The 16,577-nt window shown below is 67.9% G+C and carries 13 protein-coding genes; 5 read left to right on the forward strand and 8 right to left on the reverse strand.

Annotated elements, in window-relative coordinates:
- Positions 1-147 precede the first annotated feature (147 nt).
- The 5 genes from ACM2ZB_RS01665 to hutI all read right to left on the reverse strand — a co-directional run bounded on the left by ACM2ZB_RS01665 (position 148) and on the right by hutI (position 8,690).
- Entirely contained in the window at positions 148-3,294 is a 3,147-nt protein-coding gene (locus ACM2ZB_RS01665) for an autotransporter domain-containing protein (RefSeq protein WP_416057171.1), read from the reverse strand.
- A gap of 119 nt (positions 3,295-3,413) precedes the next feature.
- Positions 3,414-5,081, reverse strand: a complete 1,668-nt coding sequence (hutU, locus tag ACM2ZB_RS01670; protein WP_416057172.1) for a urocanate hydratase — start codon at positions 5,079-5,081, stop codon at positions 3,414-3,416.
- Complete coding sequence (hutG, locus tag ACM2ZB_RS01675) at positions 5,078-5,932, reverse strand: N-formylglutamate deformylase (RefSeq protein ID WP_416057173.1); 855 nt, start codon at positions 5,930-5,932, stop codon at positions 5,078-5,080. Before hutG ends, hutU begins: the two co-directional genes overlap by 4 nt.
- Positions 5,929-7,470, reverse strand: a complete 1,542-nt coding sequence (hutH, locus tag ACM2ZB_RS01680) for a histidine ammonia-lyase (RefSeq protein ID WP_416057174.1) — start codon at positions 7,468-7,470, stop codon at positions 5,929-5,931. Before hutH ends, hutG begins: the two co-directional genes overlap by 4 nt.
- Positions 7,467-8,690: an imidazolonepropionase gene (gene hutI / locus ACM2ZB_RS01685; protein WP_416057175.1), complete on the reverse strand. Its 1,224-nt coding sequence runs from the start codon at positions 8,688-8,690 to the stop codon at positions 7,467-7,469. Before hutI ends, hutH begins: the two co-directional genes overlap by 4 nt.
- Positions 8,691-8,757: 67 nt before the next feature.
- Between hutI and ACM2ZB_RS01690 the strand changes: the two genes are divergently transcribed.
- Both ACM2ZB_RS01690 and hutC read left to right on the forward strand, forming a co-directional pair.
- Complete coding sequence (locus tag ACM2ZB_RS01690) at positions 8,758-10,128, forward strand: formimidoylglutamate deiminase (protein WP_416057176.1); 1,371 nt, start codon at positions 8,758-8,760, stop codon at positions 10,126-10,128.
- Between the two features lie 44 nt (positions 10,129-10,172).
- The gene (hutC, locus tag ACM2ZB_RS01695) at positions 10,173-10,901 is read left to right on the forward strand and encodes a histidine utilization repressor (RefSeq protein ID WP_416057177.1); all 729 of its coding nucleotides are present in this window, start codon (positions 10,173-10,175) and stop codon (positions 10,899-10,901) included.
- A 67-nt stretch (positions 10,902-10,968) separates the two neighbouring features.
- Here the strand turns inward: hutC and ACM2ZB_RS01700 are convergent, their stop codons facing one another.
- The 3 genes from ACM2ZB_RS01700 to ACM2ZB_RS01710 form a co-directional block, all read right to left on the reverse strand.
- Positions 10,969-12,024 (reverse strand): restriction endonuclease, encoded by a 1,056-nt coding sequence (locus tag ACM2ZB_RS01700; protein WP_416057178.1) that lies wholly within the window; start codon positions 12,022-12,024, stop codon positions 10,969-10,971.
- Positions 12,025-12,262: 238 nt separating this feature from the next.
- Positions 12,263-12,742: a phasin family protein gene (locus ACM2ZB_RS01705; protein WP_313437353.1), complete on the reverse strand. Its 480-nt coding sequence runs from the start codon at positions 12,740-12,742 to the stop codon at positions 12,263-12,265.
- Positions 12,743-12,823: 81 nt separating this feature from the next.
- The gene (locus ACM2ZB_RS01710; protein WP_416057179.1) at positions 12,824-13,099 is read right to left on the reverse strand and encodes a polyhydroxyalkanoic acid system family protein; all 276 of its coding nucleotides are present in this window, start codon (positions 13,097-13,099) and stop codon (positions 12,824-12,826) included.
- A gap of 125 nt (positions 13,100-13,224) precedes the next feature.
- Here ACM2ZB_RS01710 and ACM2ZB_RS01715 point away from each other — a divergent pair, with 125 nt between their 5' ends.
- The 3 genes from ACM2ZB_RS01715 (at position 13,225) to pheA (ending at position 16,508) form a co-directional block, all read left to right on the forward strand.
- Complete coding sequence (locus tag ACM2ZB_RS01715) at positions 13,225-14,028, forward strand: FHA domain-containing protein (protein ID WP_416057180.1); 804 nt, start codon at positions 13,225-13,227, stop codon at positions 14,026-14,028.
- Positions 14,029-14,165: 137 nt separating this feature from the next.
- Positions 14,166-15,251 carry a 3-phosphoserine/phosphohydroxythreonine transaminase gene (serC, locus tag ACM2ZB_RS01720; protein ID WP_313437344.1) on the forward strand — a complete coding sequence of 362 codons (1,086 nt, stop codon included), beginning with the start codon at positions 14,166-14,168 and terminating at the stop codon, positions 15,249-15,251.
- Positions 15,252-15,302: 51 nt separating this feature from the next.
- Complete coding sequence (gene pheA / locus ACM2ZB_RS01725; protein WP_416057181.1) at positions 15,303-16,508, forward strand: prephenate dehydratase; 1,206 nt, start codon at positions 15,303-15,305, stop codon at positions 16,506-16,508.
- Positions 16,509-16,577: the final 69 nt, after the last annotated feature.

A 16,577-nucleotide genomic window follows, 5' to 3' on the forward strand; every position in this document is an offset into this window, starting at 1 on the left:
ACCGCCAGCGTATGGGGCATGCCTTTGTAGAGCCGAGCCCATGCTCGGCTGCTTTGTTCTTACGGAGCCGAGCATCGGCTCGGCTCTACAGGTGCGCCAGTCGAGCATGGCTCGGCGCTGCAAGGGCTGTCGCGCCAACCGCGCCGATCAGCGCCCGAACACCTTCTCCACGCCCAGCATCACCGACTGGTCATTGCCGCTGCTGCTGTCCAGCCGGGTCTGGTACTCGGCCCGCAGCAGCCAGGCGCTGTCGGTCTGCAGGCTGATACCTGCACCCAGCAGCCCATGGCTGCGCGACTGGCCATACAGCGTCGTGCGGTAGAGCGGCGCCCCCGGCAGATCCGCATAGCCCAGGCGCGCCTCGCTGCTGCCCTGCAGGTCGCGCCCGAATTCGGCGCGCAGCTGCGGTGACCACAGCGCACCATCGCGCTTGAATGCCCAACGTGCCAGCGCACCTACCGTGGCGGTGGAAAGGTTCACCGTCTGCGACTGGTACGCCAGTGCATCCAGCACGTCGCCCTGTTCGGTGAATCCATCCAACCGCGCACGCGCCATGTCCAGGCGGCCATACGGGGTGAACTCCAGCGTGCGGCCGACGAAGCGGTAGCCGCTGGACAGCGACGCAAACCATTGCCTGCCATCACGCTGGCCATGCAGGGTATTGCCGCTGTCGGTGGCGTGGCGGCGTGCATCCAGGTCCAGTCGCTGGTGGCCGAGCAGGGCATCGACATACAGCCGCTCGCTTGGCCGGTAGCTGGCGTACACCGCCATGCTGTAGCTGTCCACGCTGCTGCGGCTGCCGTTGTCGCCGATGTCCGAGCGGTCCCGGCCGTAGCCGATGCCGCCGCCCACGGCCAGCTTCCCGTTGATGGCCCGGTCCGCACCCAGGCTGATGCCGGAGGTGGTGAAGTCGGTGCCGCTGTCACGTCCACCACCGCGTGCGGAACCGAAGTTCAGTGCGCCACCGGTCCACAGCGACCAGTCACCAGCCAGGCCGCCCGGCTGCAGTCCGGCGGCCTGCGCGGTGTCCGCCGAAGCGGCGTCGGCCTGCAGCAGGTAGCGGCGGCTCATCTGCTGCGGGTCGGGTCCGGTGTCACGGCCGTCGCGCTGGCGCGTGGCCCCTGCCGAAGCCAGGGTGATGCCGTTGCTGAAGCCGGTGACATTGCCGCTGTGCAGCTGTTCCAGGCGGCGCTGGAAGTTGTTGATCTGGCCCATCGCCATGCGTCGCGCGGCATCGGCGTGCGCTGACAGCAGTCCACGCACTTCGGCATCAGCGGAGGGATCGCTGCGTGGCGCCACGGTGATGGTCACCACGCCCTGCGCCGATGTCGCGTAGGTGTTGCTCAGGGTGTAGGCAATCTGCGCGGTGCCGCTGAAGCTCGATGCGGGCGTGAAGTCCAGCACGTAGCCGTCGGCGCCGGGATTGATCGTGGCCGTGCCGGCGGCAGCCGGCATCACCGCGACCAGGGTGGCCGCAGTGAAGGGGCCGCCGTGTGCGGTCCGGCTCAGGTTGATCTGCACCGAATGACCAGCGACGGCCTCGGCGGTGATTGGCACAACGGTCGGTGCAGGGTTCACGGTCAGGGTGACGCGTGCCGGCTGCGATAAACCAAACGCGTTGCTGAGCGTGTAGTCGAAGCTGACCTGGCCACGGGTCTGCTGTGCGGCGGTGTAGACAAGTTCGTTACCTTGCACCACCGCCTGGCCTGATGCGGGAGGCATGCTGATCGCCACTGCGGTGAAAGGCCCATTGCTGGCGCCTTCGGTTGCATCCAGGCGGAGCGACGCCCCGGCCAGCAGAGTAACCTCGCGAGGCGTTGCAACCGGTACCGGCCCGGCAGTGATGCTGATTGCCAGCGTTGCTGGTGCCGAGACGCCGCCCGGGCCGGCTGCGGTGTACTGCAGGCTGTCACTGCCGAAGTAGTTCGCGGCGGGAGTGTAGATGATGTGCAGCCCTTCCACGACGGCAGTGCCATGTGCCGGGCCGCCCACCACCGATATGCTGGTGATCATGCCACTGTCGTTGGCCGTGACTGCTGCGCGGACGTGGCCATTGGCGGCGACAGCGGCAACATCATCCACCGCGACGGGTTGCGCGTCGGTAATGGTCACTACCCGGGGCTGGCTTGTGCTGGATCCGAAATTGTCAGTGGCAGTGATCGTCACTGCGTAGGTTCCCGCAGCCGTAGGGATGCCTGAAATCGTGCCGGACGCCGAAAGACCCAGCCCCGCCGGCAGACTGCCTGAGGTGATCGCGTACGTATAGGGCGCGATGCCACCGCTGGTGGAAAAGGTGGTGGCTATGAATGGCATACCCACCGTGCCGGCGGGCAGCGTTGGCGGGCTGATGGTGAAGGCCGGCGAGACGACCACGCCTGCGTACGTCTGCCGGGCCGTCTGCAGTGCCTGGTCGGTGACCTCCACCGTGAAGACGTAGGGACCGCTACCTGTTGCTACGCCAGTGATCGTTCCCGACGCGGGGTTCAGTACCAGCCCGTTTGGCAGCGGGCCGCTGACGATGCTGAATGTGTACGGTGGTGCACCACTGCTGGCCACAACGGTCTGTGAGTACGGCGTGCCTCGAATGGGCGGGGGAAGGGAGGTCGTAAGGATGTTCACCGCAGCGCCAGGTATCAGTATCTGGAAGGACTGGCTGACGCTGGTTGCAGGCAGATAGGCGCTGCTGCCGGGCTGGCTGGCCGTGACCGTGCAGGTTCCCGGTGCCTTCGCCCGCACCTGGTTGGTGTTGATGATGTCGCAGATGTTGGTGGTCTGGGCAACCAGCTGGACCGCTAGTCCGGAACTGCTGGTGGCCGACAGGGGCGTGGTGGTGCCGAAGTTCAGCCCGCCGGGGTTGACGAAGCTGATGGTCTGCTGACCCATTGGCGTGACGGCATTGCTCTGCGCCGAAGGAGGGCTGGACCCTGCGGAATTAGTGGCAATGACGCCGAACGTGTACGACGTGCCCAGGGTCAATCCAGTGACGACCGCTGGCGAGCTGCTGGCGCTGACACTCTGTCCGCCGGGCGAACTGATAATGGTGTAGTCACTGATCGCCGCGCCGCCATCACTGGAAGGCGGGCTGAAGGACACGGTCGCGCTGCCGGTCTGCATGCCGGGGGACGAAGGGGTGGTGATGGCCGGGCCAATAGTTGGGGGCCCAGGTACGGTCTGGGCCGCAGCTGGGCCGATGATGCCCAGCCAGAGCAGCAGCAACTGCAGCGCAGCCATGGTTGGAATGCGGGCTTTCCGGCCGGGCAGGTGATGGCCGGCGCGATCGGTTGAACGGTTCATGCTTCCCCCAGAAGCAGAGCGCAGCGGCGCCCGGTTGTGCAACGCATTCTAGGGAAAGCACTTTGCTACCTGTTACCCCGAAACCAGGGTAGTGCCGGCCGCTGGCCGGCAATCCACAATCAACCGGTAATTCCAGGCAGATCCAACCCCTTCTCCTTCGCGCACGCCAGCGCGATGTCATACCCGGCGTCGGCATGGCGCATCACGCCGGTGGCCGGGTCATTCCACAGCACCCGGCCAATCCGCTTCGCCGCCGCTTCAGTACCATCGCAGACGATCACCATGCCGGCATGCTGCGAGAAGCCCATGCCCACGCCACCACCGTGGTGCAGCGACACCCAGGTCGCGCCGCTGGCGGTGTTGAGCAGGGCGTTCAGCAGCGGCCAGTCAGACACCGCATCGGAACCATCGGCCATCGCTTCGGTTTCGCGGTTCGGCGACGCCACGCTGCCGCTGTCCAGATGGTCGCGACCAATCACCACCGGCGCCTTCAGTTCGCCGTTGGCAACCATTTCGTTGAAGGCCAGGCCCAAGCGATCACGGTCGCCCAGCCCCACCCAGCAGATGCGTGCCGGCAGGCCCTGGAACTTGATCTTCTCGGCGGCCATGTCCAGCCAGCGGTGCAGGTGCGGGTTGTCCGGAATCAGTTCCTTCACCTTGGCATCGGTCTTGGCGATGTCTTCCGGGTCGCCACTCAGCGCCGCCCAGCGGAACGGGCCGATGCCACGGCAGAACAGCGGGCGGATATAGGCCGGCACGAAGCCGGGGAAATCGAAGGCATTGGCCACGCCTTCTTCCAGCGCCATCTGCCGCAGGTTGTTGCCGTAATCCACGGTGGGCACGCCCAGCGCGTGGAAGCCCAGCATGGCGCGGATATGGTTGGCCATCGATGCCCGCGCGGCCTTTTCCACTTCCTTCGGCGCGCTCACACGCTTCTCGTCCCACTGCTCGACCGTCCAGCCCTGCGGCAGGTAGCCGTTCACCGGGTCATGCGCCGAGGTCTGGTCGGTCAGCAGATCGGGCTTGATACCGCGCGCCAGCAGTTCGGCCAGCACGTCGGCCACGTTGCCCAGCAGGCCCACCGACTTCGGCGTACCGGCCCTGCAGGCTTCGTCGATCAGCCGCAGCGCTTCGTCCAGGTTGTCGGTCCAGGTGTCCAGGTAGCCGGTGCGCAGGCGCATGTCGATGCTGCTCTTGCGGCACTCCACGGCCAGGCACGAGGCACCGGCCATCACCGCGGCCAGCGGCTGCGCGCCACCCATGCCGCCCAGGCCGCCGGTGAACAGCCACTTGCCGGTCAGGTCGCCACCGAAGTGCTGGCGGCCCATTTCCACGAAGGTTTCGTAGGTGCCCTGCACGATGCCCTGCGCGCCGATGTAGATCCAGCTGCCGGCGGTCATCTGGCCATACATGGCCAAGCCCTTCTTATCCAGTTCGTTGAAGTGGTCCCAGTTGGCCCAGCGCGGCACCAGGTTGGAATTGGCGATCAGCACGCGCGGCGCATCGGCGTGGGTGCGGAACACGCCTACCGGCTTGCCCGACTGCACCAGCAGGGTCTGGTCATCGTCCAGGCGCTTGAGGGTTTCGACGATGGCATCGAAGCTTTCCCAGTCGCGCGCGGCGCGGCCGATGCCACCGTACACCACCAGTTCCTGCGGGCGCTCGGCCACGTCCGGGTGCAGGTTGTTCATCAGCATGCGCAGCGGCGCTTCGGTCAGCCAGCTCTTGGCGTTCAGCGTGGTGCCGGTAGGCGCGGCGATGGTGCGGGACGGGTCGTTGCGGGTCATGCGGCGCTCCGGTTCGTAGCGAATTCAAGGCAGGCGTTGAGCACCTGCGCCAGGGTGTGGCGCAGCGGTGCGGCGTGGTCGGGGTGAAGCGGGGTGGGCCAGCTGTGCTCGTCCACCTGGTCGGGCAGGGGCTCGTGCATGTAGCCGCGGCAGGCCAGTTCCATCTGCAGCGAGTGCACGCCACCGGGGATGTCGCTGTAGTGCCGGGTAATCCAGCCGCCCTTGAAGCGGCCGTTGCGCACCTGGCTCATGCCGCTGATTTTCAGCAGGTTTTCCACCACATCGCTCAACGCGTTGTCGCAGGAAGTGTCCGGCGCACCGGACGGGCCGGCGGTGCCCAGGTTGAACTGCGGCAACTCGCCATCGAACAGGTGCGGGATATGCGAACGGATCGAGTGCGCGTCGTACACCACCACCGTACCGTGGCGTGCACGCAGGCGCGCGATCTGTGCCGCCAGTGCATCGTGGTAAGGCGCGAAATACGTGTCACGGCGGCGCGCGATCTCCGCCTCGTCCGGCTCGCGGCCGGCGTGGTACAGCGCCTGGTTGTCGAAGGTGGTCAGCGGGCACAGCCCGGTGGTGTTCTGGCCCGGATACAGCGATACCCCGCTGGGGTCGCGGTTGAGGTCGATCACCGAACGCGAAATGGCCGAACGCACCGTGGTCGCGCCCATGCCGCGCACGAAGTCGTACAGGTCATGTACCCACCAGTCGGCATCGCGGCGCGCCAGCCACGGCGAGTGATAGTCGCCCATCAGTTCGTGCGGCAGCTCGCTGCCGGTATGCGGGAAGCTGACGATCAACGGGGCATCGCCCTCGTGCACCGTCAGCCAGTCGGGGCGGGCATTCATGCCTGCGGCTCCACGGTCGGCAACAGCGCTTCCAGCCCCTGCGCCAGCGCACCACTGCGCACCAGGTTCGTGGCGGTCACCATGTCCGGGTGGAAGTAGCGGTCCTCTTCCAGCGTCGGTACCTGCGCGCGCAGGGTGGCGCGCACGGTTTCCAGTGCGGCGCTGGAGCGCAGCGGTGCGTGGAAGTCGCAGCCCTGCGCGGCAGCCAGCAGTTCGATGCCGATCACGTTGGCCGCGTTTTCGGCCATCTGTATCAGGCGGCGGGCACCGTGCGCGGCCATCGACACATGGTCTTCCTGGTTGGCCGAGGTGGGAATGGAATCGACGCTGGCCGGGTAGGCGCGCTGCTTGTTTTCAGAGACCAGCGCGGCAGCAGTTACCTGCGGAATCATGAAGCCGGAATTCAGGCCGGGGCGCGGGGTCAGGAACGCGGGCAGGCCGGACAGCGCCGGATCCACCAGCATCGCCAGGCGGCGCTCGCTGATCGAGCCGATCTCGCACACCGCCATGGCCAGCATGTCGGCCGCGAAGGCCACCGGTTCGGCGTGGAAGTTGCCGCCGGACAACGCCTCGCCGGTATCGGTGAACACCAGCGGATTGTCGGACACGCCGTTGGCTTCGATCTCCAGCGTGGTCGCGGCCTGGCGCAGGATGTCCAGCGCCGCGCCCATCACCTGCGGCTGGCAGCGCAGGCAGTACGGATCCTGCACGCGCACATCGTTGTCGCGGTGCGATTCGCGGATGTCCGAACCCTGCATCAGCGAACGCAGGGTGGCGGCGGTGGCGATCTGCCCGCGCTGGCCACGGATGGCATGGATGCGCGGATCAAACGGCGTGTCCGAACCCTTGGCCGCTTCCACCGACAGCGCGCCGGTCACCAGCGCGGCCTGGAACACGGTCTCGATCTCGAACAGGCCGGCCAGCGCATAGGCGGTGGAGAACTGGGTGCCGTTGAGCAGGGCCAAGCCTTCCTTCGCGCCCAGTTCGATCGGCTGCAGGCCGGCACGTGCCAGCGCGTCGACCGCCGGCAGGCGTTGGTCGCCGATGAAGGCCTCGCCCACGCCCAGCATCACGCTGGCCAGGTGCGAAAGCGGTGCCAGGTCACCCGAGGCACCCACCGAGCCCTGTGCCGGCACCACCGGCAGCACGCCCTTCACCAGCATCGCTTCCAGCAGCAGCAGGGTTTCCTCGCGCACGCCCGAAGCGCCCTGCGCCAGGCTGACCAGCTTCAGCGCCATCATCAGCCGCACCACGTTGGCCGGCATCGGCTCACCTACGCCGGCGGCATGCGAGAGCACGATGTTCCGCTGCAGGGTGGCCAGGTCTTCGCGCTCGATGCGCACGCTGGCCAGCTTGCCGAAGCCGGTATTGATGCCATACACCGGCGCGCCCTTGGCGACGATGGCGGCGACGGTCGCGGCACTGGCACGCACCACTGGCAGCGCAGCCGGGTCCAGTGCAAGCGGCGCACCGCGATAGACCTGCCGCCACTGGGCAAGGGTGACATGGCCGGGGCGAAGAACCAGGGTGTTGCTCATGTGTTGCTCCAGGAGGCAGGCAGGTCGGGCTGCCCGCGCACCACGCGCGCGTGCAGCGGGTTGAATCCCATGCGGTAGACCAGATCGGCCGGGGCGTCGATGTCCCAGATCGCCAGGTCGCAGTCCAGGCCTACCGCCAGGCGACCGATGCGATCGCCGCGGCCGAGCGCGCGCGCGGCTTCACGGGTGAAGCCGGCAATGCATTCGTCCACGGTCAGGCGGAACAGGGTCGCGCCCATGTTCATCGCCAGCAGCGGGCTGGTCAGCGGCGAAGTGCCGGGGTTGCTGTCGGTGGCCAGGGCCAGCGGCACACCGGCCGCACGCAGCGCGGCGATCGGCGGCAGGGTGGTATCGCGGGTAAAGTAGAAGGCGCCGGGCAGCAGCACGGCCACGGTGCCGGCAGCTGCCATCGCGGCAATGCCGGCGTCATCAAGGTGTTCGATATGATCGGCCGACAGCGCACCGAAGCTGGCCGCCACTTCGGCGCCATGCTGGTTGCTCAGCTGTTCGGCATGGATCTTCAGCGCCAGCCCGGCCGCACGCGCCGCCTCGAAGACCTGCCGTGCCTGCGCAGGCGAGAAGGCGATGTTTTCGCAGAACACGTCCACCGCTTCGGCCAGGCCTTCGGCGGCGATGGCCGGAATCATCTCGTTGCACACCTCGTCGGTGTATTCCTGTGCCTCGCGCCCCGGCGGCACTGCATGCGCGCCCAGGAAGGTCGGCACCACGTTCACCCGGCATTCCTCGCCCAGCGCGCGCGCCACCTGCAACTGCTTGCGCTCGTCGGTCAGGGTCAGGCCGTAACCGGATTTGATCTCGACCGTGGTCACGCCCTCGGCGCGCATGGCCAGCAGGCGCGGGCGGCTTTCGTGGGCCAGCTGTTCCGGCGTGGCGGCGCGGGTGGCGCGCACGGTGGACACGATGCCGCCGCCGGCCCGCGCGATGTCCGCATAGCTCACGCCCTGCAGGCGCTGCTCGAATTCGTTGGCGCGGTTGCCGGCGTAGACCAGGTGGGTGTGGCAGTCGACCAGGCCTGGTGAAATCCAGCGCCCTTCGCCATCGATGCGGGTGGTCGGCCGCAGGTGGGCATCACTGCCGGCGGCGCCGACGTGGACGATGCGGCCACCGGCGCAGGCCAGGACGCCATCGGCGATGACCCCCAGGCCCTCGCCGTCGAGGGTCATCAGGTGGACGTTGGACCAGAGGGTATCGACGTGCATGGCATCCACAACGCGGCTGTGCTTATATGTCTATACAATATAGGTGTCCATTTCGGGTTGTCCAGCCATGTCCGATTCGCGTTCCCCGCACGCTTTCCACGCCGCCCACGCCCTGCTGGCGCAAGGCTGGGCCCGTGATGTCCGCCTGCAGGTGCAGGGTGGCCGCATCACCCGCATTGAAACGGGGCAGGGTGCGCAGGATGGGGATACCCGCGTCGGCATCCTGCTGCCGGGCCTGCCCAACCTGCACAGCCACGCCTTCCAGCGCGGCATGGCCGGCCTGACCGAGATCGGCGGCGGCGACGGCGACAGCTTCTGGAGCTGGCGCGAGCTGATGTACCGCTTCCTGGCCCACCTGCGCCCCGATGCGGTGCAGGCCATCGCCGCCCAGGCCTATATGGAAATGCTGGAAAGCGGCTTCACTCGGGTCGGCGAATTCCACTACCTGCATCACGATGCCGACGGCCAGCCCTATGCGGACCGCGCCGAGATGAGCGCGCGCATTGCCGCCGCCGCCGAGCAGACCGGCATCGGCCTGACCCTGCTGCCGGTGTTCTACGCCCATGCCGATTTCGGCGGGGCGCCGCCGAATCCCGCGCAGCGCCGGCTGATCCACGACGTGGACGGGTTCGCACAGCTGCTGGACGCCGCGAAGCCGGCACTGGCCGCGCTGCCGGATGCGGTGCTCGGCATCGCCCCGCACAGCCTGCGCGCGGTGACCGGCGAGGAACTGGCCGCCCTGCTGCCGCTGACCGGCGGCCCGGTGCACATCCATATCGCCGAGCAGGTGCGTGAAGTCGAGGCCTGCCTGGCCTGGAGCGGCCAGCGCCCCGTGCAGTGGCTGTACGACAACGCGCCGGTGGACGAGCGCTGGTGCCTGGTGCACGCCACCCACATCACCGATGCCGAGCGCGCGCAGATGGTGGCCAGCCGGGCCGTGGCCGGGCTGTGCCCGATTACCGAAGCCAATCTGGGCGATGGCCTGTTCCCGATGCAGGCCTTCGCGCGCGAAGGTGGGCGCTTCGGTGTCGGTTCCGATTCCAACGTGCTGATCGATGCCGCCGAAGAACTGCGCCTGCTCGAATACGGCCAGCGTCTGACCCTGCGCGGGCGCAACGTGCTGGCCCCCGATGCCACCCGCAGCAGCGGCCGTTTCCTGTTCGAAGGCGCGCTGCACGGCGGTGCGCAGGCACTGGGCGTGGCCGCCGGCCTGCAGGTGGGCGCCAGTGCCGATCTGCTCGAACTGGACGCCAGCCACCCGGCGCTGCAGGCGCGGCAGGATGACGCATGGCTTGACAGCTGGGTGTTCGCTGCACGTAATGGCGCGCTGCGTTCGGTCTGGCGCCATGGCCGCCAGGTCGTGGCCGATGGCCGCCACCTGCAGCGCGAGGCGATCAACCGCGCCTTCGCCGCTGCCCTGCGTGGCGTGCTGGGCTGACCGCCTCCCTGCTTATCGAGATCCTCATCGAGACCCCCGCACCCGTGAAGGCCAGCAAGTCCGCCACGCTCAACCAGCGTATCCGCAGCGATCTGGAAAGCCGCATCCTCAGCGGAGAGTGGGCGCCGGGTTTCCGCATCCCCTATGAGCACGAGCTGATGGAGCAGTACGGCTGCTCGCGCATGACGGTGAACAAGGTGCTGACCGCGCTGGCCGAGAGCGGCATGATCGAGCGCCGCCGCCGTGCCGGTTCGTTCGTGGCGCGGCAGCCCCCGCACCTGGAACAGGTGGCGCTGGAGATTCCGGACATCGCCATGGAGGTGGGGTCGCGCGGGCACAAGTACGCCTACCGGCTGCTGCAGCGCGACCTGCGCCTGGCCGAGCCCGGCAATGCGGGTGAAGTGGAGCTGGCCGGCAGCGAAGCGCTGCTGGCGATGCGCTGCCTGCACCTGGCCGATGGTCGCCCGCTGGCGCTGGAACACCGCCTGATCAGCCCGGTGGGCGTGCCCGAAGTGCTGGACGTGGATTTCACCACCACCGCACCCGGCAGCTGGCTGCTGCAGAACGTGTCCTGGACCCGTGCCCAGCACCGCATCAGCGCCTGGGGCGCCGATGCCGCTTCGGCCAAGCTGCTGGACGTGAAGCCCGGCACTGCCTGCCTGGTGATCGAACGCCTTACCTGGCGCGGCGAACAGCCCATCACCCGCGTGCGGCAGATGTTCCTGGGCGATGCCTGGGATCTGGTGGCGCGTTTCGCGCCGGGCGCGCGGTAGGCTTCCACGCCATGCGTGGATGTCACCCGACCATCAGTAGATCCACGCCATGCGTGGATGTGCCCCATCAATACGTGGCGCACTGCCGCCAGCGCACCGGCTCATTCACACCCGGGCGGGCGTTGAGCTGCACGCGTACATTGCGCAGGGCCGGGAAGCGCAGCACTTCCTGGCACACCCGCGGCCACACCTCTTCCAGTTCGCCGGAGCGGTTGATGGCCAGGGTCTGGCGGGTCAGCCAGACGCCGCTGGCAATGCCGGGCTGGCGGGCGAGGGCCCGTGCCAGTTCGGCCTGGTAGCGGTCCAGAGTGGCCGTGTCTGGATTCAGGTCGCTGTGGCCGTCGTCCGCGCCGGGCGTGGCCGGGGCGGGCGTCGGCACGGCAGCTGCCGGCGCATCGGCGGGTGCAGCAGCCGGCGTGGCAGTCGGTTCCGGCGCCGGGGCCGTCGTCGGCACAGCGGCAGGGGCAGGGGCAGGGGCCGCAGTCGCCACGGCCGGCGCGCTGTCAGCGGCCGGCTCGCTGGTTTCCACATGCAGGCCCTGCAAGCTCAGGCCCACCAGCAGGCCCAGGGTCACGGCGCCCAGGGCGGAAATCGCGATGCGGCGCAGCGCCTCGTTGCGGGCGATGGCCCGCACGCGCTGGTCGATCTCGGTCGGCAGATACGGCTCCAGCAACGGCCACAGGCGCGGGCCGTCCAGTACTTCCACGGCCTGCTTTTCCGCAGCCGCCAGGCCATCGCGTTCAACCCGCCCCTCGGTGATCAGCAGGCCGCCCTTGGCGCCGCCCAGGCGCGCGGTCGCACCCAGTTCGTTCACCGCGGCGGTACCGATGCGGTAGGCCAGGCCGTGCTTGCACGACACCAGCCAGCTGTTGGGGCCATCGCTCAGCAGGAAATCGCTGCTGGGCTCACGGGCGTCTTCGCTGGGGTGGTCGATTTCGCGCAGGCCACGCTGCTCGCGCAGCATGCGCTTGATCAGCGTGGAAAACTCGCGCCAGTGCATGCCCGCCAGGGCTTGCAGCCCCAGTTGCATTTCCGTTCGCCGCCGCTTGATCCACCACAGGTAGACAATTGCCAGGGTGCAGGTAAGCAGGGCCGACAACAGGGCCAGAATCCAAGGGAGCATGCAGGACGGGAGCGGAAGGGGCGAAAACGGAAGACGACAGTGTAAAGGCCACGCCGGCCGATTGCGTCAGGACGTTCCCCACATGAAGCGTGATGCAGCCCGCAGATCAGCGCGGCGCAGGCACGAAAAAACCCGCCAATCCTGAAGCCGTGAGGGGAGGGAACAAACGGCAGCCGAAGCGATTGGCGGGTTCCTCGCGATTGTCAGCCAAATTTTATTGCATTGCAACAATGGCCGGTCAGGGCGCCTGGTGGCTGCCCGGTGGCGGCGCATCGGTGCCCGACGCCGCGCGGTTTTCCAGCTTGGCCAGCCGCGCATGCAACGCGTCCAGCCGTGCTTCCAGCGCAGTCAGTTCATCGGCGGTGGGCACGTGCAGGCGCTTGAGCACACCCTGCACCTGGTCATCGAAGGCCTTTTCGACCTTGTTCCAGGTGCCCGAGGCCTTTTCGCGGGCCTCGTCCAGCGAGGTTTCCACGTTGTCGCGCCAGCCCGGACCCTGCTCGCCACTGCGTTCGCGGCGGCGGGCTTCCCAGGCTTCGCCTTCCTTCACCAGGCCATCGAAGAAGCGGCTGCCTTCGGCCTGCGCGCGCCCCAGGGCGCCAAGGCCGGCCAGCCAGACCTGCTGTGCCGAATCGCTGAACTTGCGCGAAAAGCGCTCGGCCTGTTCGCCGAACGAAGCGTCGTCGTCGCGGCGGTCGTCATTCTCGTACTGGTTCATCGCGCTTCCCGGGGGAGTTGGACCTGCCCCCGAGGGTAGCGCGCAGCAACGTTGCTGGGCCGTGATGGCCGCCGCCGGGGTTCAGCCCAGCTTTTCCTTCAGCACGCGCTGGATTTCGCTTTCCACCATGCCCTTCATGGCCGACAGCAGGAAGCCCAGCTTGGCCGTGACCCGCACCGCGCCCGGCTGCAGCTCGATGGCGCCGTCCACGCCGCTGCCGCTGAAGTTCAGCACGTCGGCGGCCCAGTTGGATTTCAGGCCGAAGCGCTCGCCCAGCTTGGCGGCAACCTGTTCGATCGCTTCGCGTGCCTGTGCATCGGGCAGGGCGTGGGCGTGGCGGACATCGATGGTGGACATGCAGGCTCCTGGCGCTGGGCGGGGATATGTAAAGAGGGCGGCCATTGTGCGCATCGGCGGGCGCCACGCCAAGCGCTCATCGCCGGTTCTTCTTCGTTGGCGAGCAACCTGCTAGTCTGCGCCGCGTGCAGAACCTGCTTGTTCACTTCAGCCAACAACAACAGCCCGACCAGCCCCTGCGGCCCGGGGTGCAGCGCATCGTGCGCCAGGCCAACGGCAGCGTGCGGCTGGGTGACCCCGGCAACGGCGCACTGCTGCTGGCGCAGTTCTGCATGGACGACCGCGGCCTCTGGCTGCAGGTCGGCAACGGCATCCGCAGCATTCACGTGAACGGCCGCCCGGTGCGGCGCATGGCCCTGCTGCGCGCGGGCGATGCGGTGTACGTGGATGGCGTGGAAATGGTCCTGCAGGGCGAGGTCGACAGCCTGTTGCAGGCACCGACCCCCGGCAACGAGAGCAACCCCGACGAGCAGCGCCTGCTGCGTGGCGTGGGTGGCCTGCACCATGGCCGCAGCTTCACCCTGTCGCGTGCCCGTCTGGTCGGCCGCGGCGGCGATGCCGATATCGAAATCGACGATCCCGCCTTTGCCGAACAGCATGCGCGGGTGGAAGTGCAGGGCGACCGCGTGCTGCTGCGCGACCTGGGCAGTGCCGACGGCACCCGGGTGAACGGCGTGGCCGTGCGCCATTGCTGGCTGCAGCCCGGCGACCAGGTGGTGTTCGATGGCCAGCACCGCTTCGTGCTGGAAGTGCCGCACGACCCGCGCCGTCGCCCGCTGCCGGCCGAAGACGAATCCAGCCAGGACGCCGAACAGGTGGCCGAAGCCCCCGTCGCGCCGCGCCGCGTCCGTCGCTGGCCGTGGCTGCTGGTCAGTGCCGTGGCGCTGGCAGGCATCCTCAGCCTCCTGCTCTGGTTCGGCGCCCGCTGAAGGCGCTGCCGGCCAGCGGCCGGCACGACCTTCGTGGCGGGCAAATGGATTCCAATGAAACCAAAATTCCCTTGCCGCACTAGGCCGCAAGGCTGGTGCACTGCGGCATACTAGGGGTCTTGCCCCACAGGTGTGACATGACGCGCGCGTTCAACTTCAGTGCCGGCCCTGCAACCTTGCCGGAATCGGTCCTGCGCCAGGCGCAGGCGGAAATGCTGGACTGGCACGGTGCCGGCGCCTCGATCGTGGAAATGAGCCATCGCGGCGCGGAATTCATGTCCGTGGCCGCCGAGGCCGAGGCCGATCTGCGCCGCCTGCTCGATATTCCCGATGACTACGCCGTGCTGTTCCTGCCCGGCGGTGCCACCACCCAGCAGGCCCTCATTCCGCTCAACTTCGCCCATGCCGGCCAGCGGGCCGACTACGTGGTCAGCGGCCACTGGGGAAAGACCGCGGTCAAGCAGGCCGGTCCCTACGTGGACGTCAACATCGCCGCCAGCAGCGAAGCCAACGGCTACCGCGCGCTGCCCGAGCGCAGCAGCTGGCAGCTCTCGCCCGATGCCGCCTACGTGCACATCACCGCCAACGAGACCATCCACGGCGTCGAATTCCGTGATGTGCCCGATACCGGCAGCATCCCGCTGGTGGCCGACTTCAGCTCGTCCATCGCCAGCGAACCGCTGGATGTGCGCCGCTATGGCGTCATCTATGCCGGCGCGCAGAAGAATCTGGGCCCGGTCGGCATCGCGGTGATGATCATCCGCCGCGACCTGCTCGAGCGCAGCGGCCAGGCCCGCGCGGACATCTTCGATTACCGCTCGCACGTCGCCCGCGATTCCATGCTCAACACCCCGCCCACCTGGAACTGGTACCTGGCCGGGCTGGTGTTCAAGTGGATGCTGGCCGAAGGCGGCGTGGTCGAATTCGCCAAGCGCAATGCCGCCAAGGCCGCGCTGGTGTACGGCGCTATCGATGCCTCCGGCGGCTTCTACCGCAATGAAGTCGCGCACTCGGCGCGCTCGCGGATGAACATCCCGTTCTTCCTGCCCAACGCCGATCTCGATGCCCGCTTCGTGGCCGAAGCCAAGGCCGCCGGCCTGCTGGCGCTGAAGGGCCACAAAGTGGTCGGTGGCATCCGCGCCTCGCTGTACAACGCCATGCCACTGGCCGGGGCCGAGGCGCTGGTCGCCTTCATGGCCGATTTCCAGCAGCGCAACGGCTGAGCAATGAACGGCGCGCACCGTCGGGTGCGTGCCCCGCAACAAGGAATTCCGATGGCAAGCAAACCCAGCAAGAAGTCGCCGAAGCAGGGCGCATCCGCCAAGGCCGAGCCGGCCAAGGCCGCTGCCGCGCCCAAGCGCAAGGCCGCCTCCAAGACCACCCCGGTGCCGACCCAGGCGCCGCTGGCACTGGCCGATGTGCGCTCCAAGATCGACCAGATCGACCGCGACATCCAGAGCCTGATCGCCGAGCGTGCGCAGTTCGCCCACCAGGTCGGCAAGGCCAAGGGCAAGCTCGCCGCCGCCGTCGATTACTACCGCCCCGAGCGCGAAGCGCAGGTGCTGCGCATGGTGGTGGACCGCAACGAAGGCCCGCTCAGCGATGAAGTGCTGGTGCACGTCTACCGCGAAATCATGTCGGCCTGCCTGGCCCAGCAGGAGCCGCTGAAGATCGGTTACCTCGGCCCGGAAGGCACCTTCAGCCAGCAGGCTGTGCTCAAGCACTTCGGCCGCTCGGCCATGGGCCTGCCCATGGCCAGCATCGAAGAAGTGTTCCAGGAAGTGGAAGCGGGCAACGCCGATTTCGGCGTGGTGCCGGTGGAAAACTCGGGGCAGGGCACCATCCAGATCACCCTGGACATGTTCCTCACCTCCAACCTGAAGATCTGCGGTGAAGTGGAACTGCGCGTGCAGCAGTACCTGATGTCGCGCAGTGGCCGCCTGGAAGATATCGAGCGCGTCTACGGCCACCCGCAGTCCTTCATGCAGACCTCGGCGTGGATGCGCGCCAACCTGCCCAAGGCCGAGAAGATTCCGGTGGCCAGCAACGCCGAAGGCGCGCGCCGTGCGCGCAATGCCGACGATGCAGCAGCCATCGGCGGCGAGAGCGCCGGCCACGTGTACGGCCTGAAGAAGGTCGTCACCAAGCCCATCCAGAACGATGCCGATAACACCACCCGTTTCCTGGTGGTGGGCCGCAACATCTTCCCCACCTCCGGCCACGACCGCACCTCGGTGCTGGTGTTCATCCATGACAAGCCCGGCGCGCTGTTCGATGTGCTCAGCCCGTTCGCTCGCCACGGCATCAGCATGAACCGCATCGAGTCGCGCCCCTCGCACCACGGCAAGTGGGAATACGGCTTCTTCATCGATCTGGCCGGCCATATCGACGATGCGCCCATGCAGGCCGCACTGGCCGAACTGGAAGCGCACTCGGCGCAGATCAAGGTGCTGGGTTCCTACCCGGTGGCCGTGCCCTGATTGCCGTTGCGGCCGCGTGCCGCGCCCTTTGATGCACCGCCGGCGCGCCGGCGTTTACGGAACGATCGA

Source organism: Stenotrophomonas maltophilia (assembly GCF_047782825.1).
GTDB lineage: Bacteria > Pseudomonadota > Gammaproteobacteria > Xanthomonadales > Xanthomonadaceae > Stenotrophomonas.

Excerpts from the sequence above, each read along its gene's own strand:
- ACM2ZB_RS01690 (WP_416057176.1), top strand. The coding sequence starts at position 8,758 with ATGTCCGATTCGCGTTCCCCGCACGCTTTCCACGCCGCCCACGCCCTG.
- hutI (WP_416057175.1), bottom strand. The coding sequence starts at position 8,690 with ATGCACGTCGATACCCTCTGGTCCAACGTCCACCTGATGACCCTCGAC.
- hutH (WP_416057174.1), bottom strand. The coding sequence starts at position 7,470 with ATGAGCAACACCCTGGTTCTTCGCCCCGGCCATGTCACCCTTGCCCAG.
- hutG (WP_416057173.1), bottom strand. The coding sequence starts at position 5,932 with ATGAATGCCCGCCCCGACTGGCTGACGGTGCACGAGGGCGATGCCCCG.
- pheA (WP_416057181.1), top strand. The coding sequence starts at position 15,303 with ATGGCAAGCAAACCCAGCAAGAAGTCGCCGAAGCAGGGCGCATCCGCC.
- hutU (WP_416057172.1), bottom strand. The coding sequence starts at position 5,081 with ATGACCCGCAACGACCCGTCCCGCACCATCGCCGCGCCTACCGGCACC.
- ACM2ZB_RS01705 (WP_313437353.1), bottom strand. The coding sequence starts at position 12,742 with ATGAACCAGTACGAGAATGACGACCGCCGCGACGACGACGCTTCGTTC.
- ACM2ZB_RS01665 (WP_416057171.1), bottom strand. The coding sequence starts at position 3,294 with ATGAACCGTTCAACCGATCGCGCCGGCCATCACCTGCCCGGCCGGAAA.
- ACM2ZB_RS01710 (WP_416057179.1), bottom strand. The coding sequence starts at position 13,099 with ATGTCCACCATCGATGTCCGCCACGCCCACGCCCTGCCCGATGCACAG.
- ACM2ZB_RS01700 (WP_416057178.1), bottom strand. The coding sequence starts at position 12,024 with ATGCTCCCTTGGATTCTGGCCCTGTTGTCGGCCCTGCTTACCTGCACC.
- serC (WP_313437344.1), top strand. The coding sequence starts at position 14,166 with ATGACGCGCGCGTTCAACTTCAGTGCCGGCCCTGCAACCTTGCCGGAA.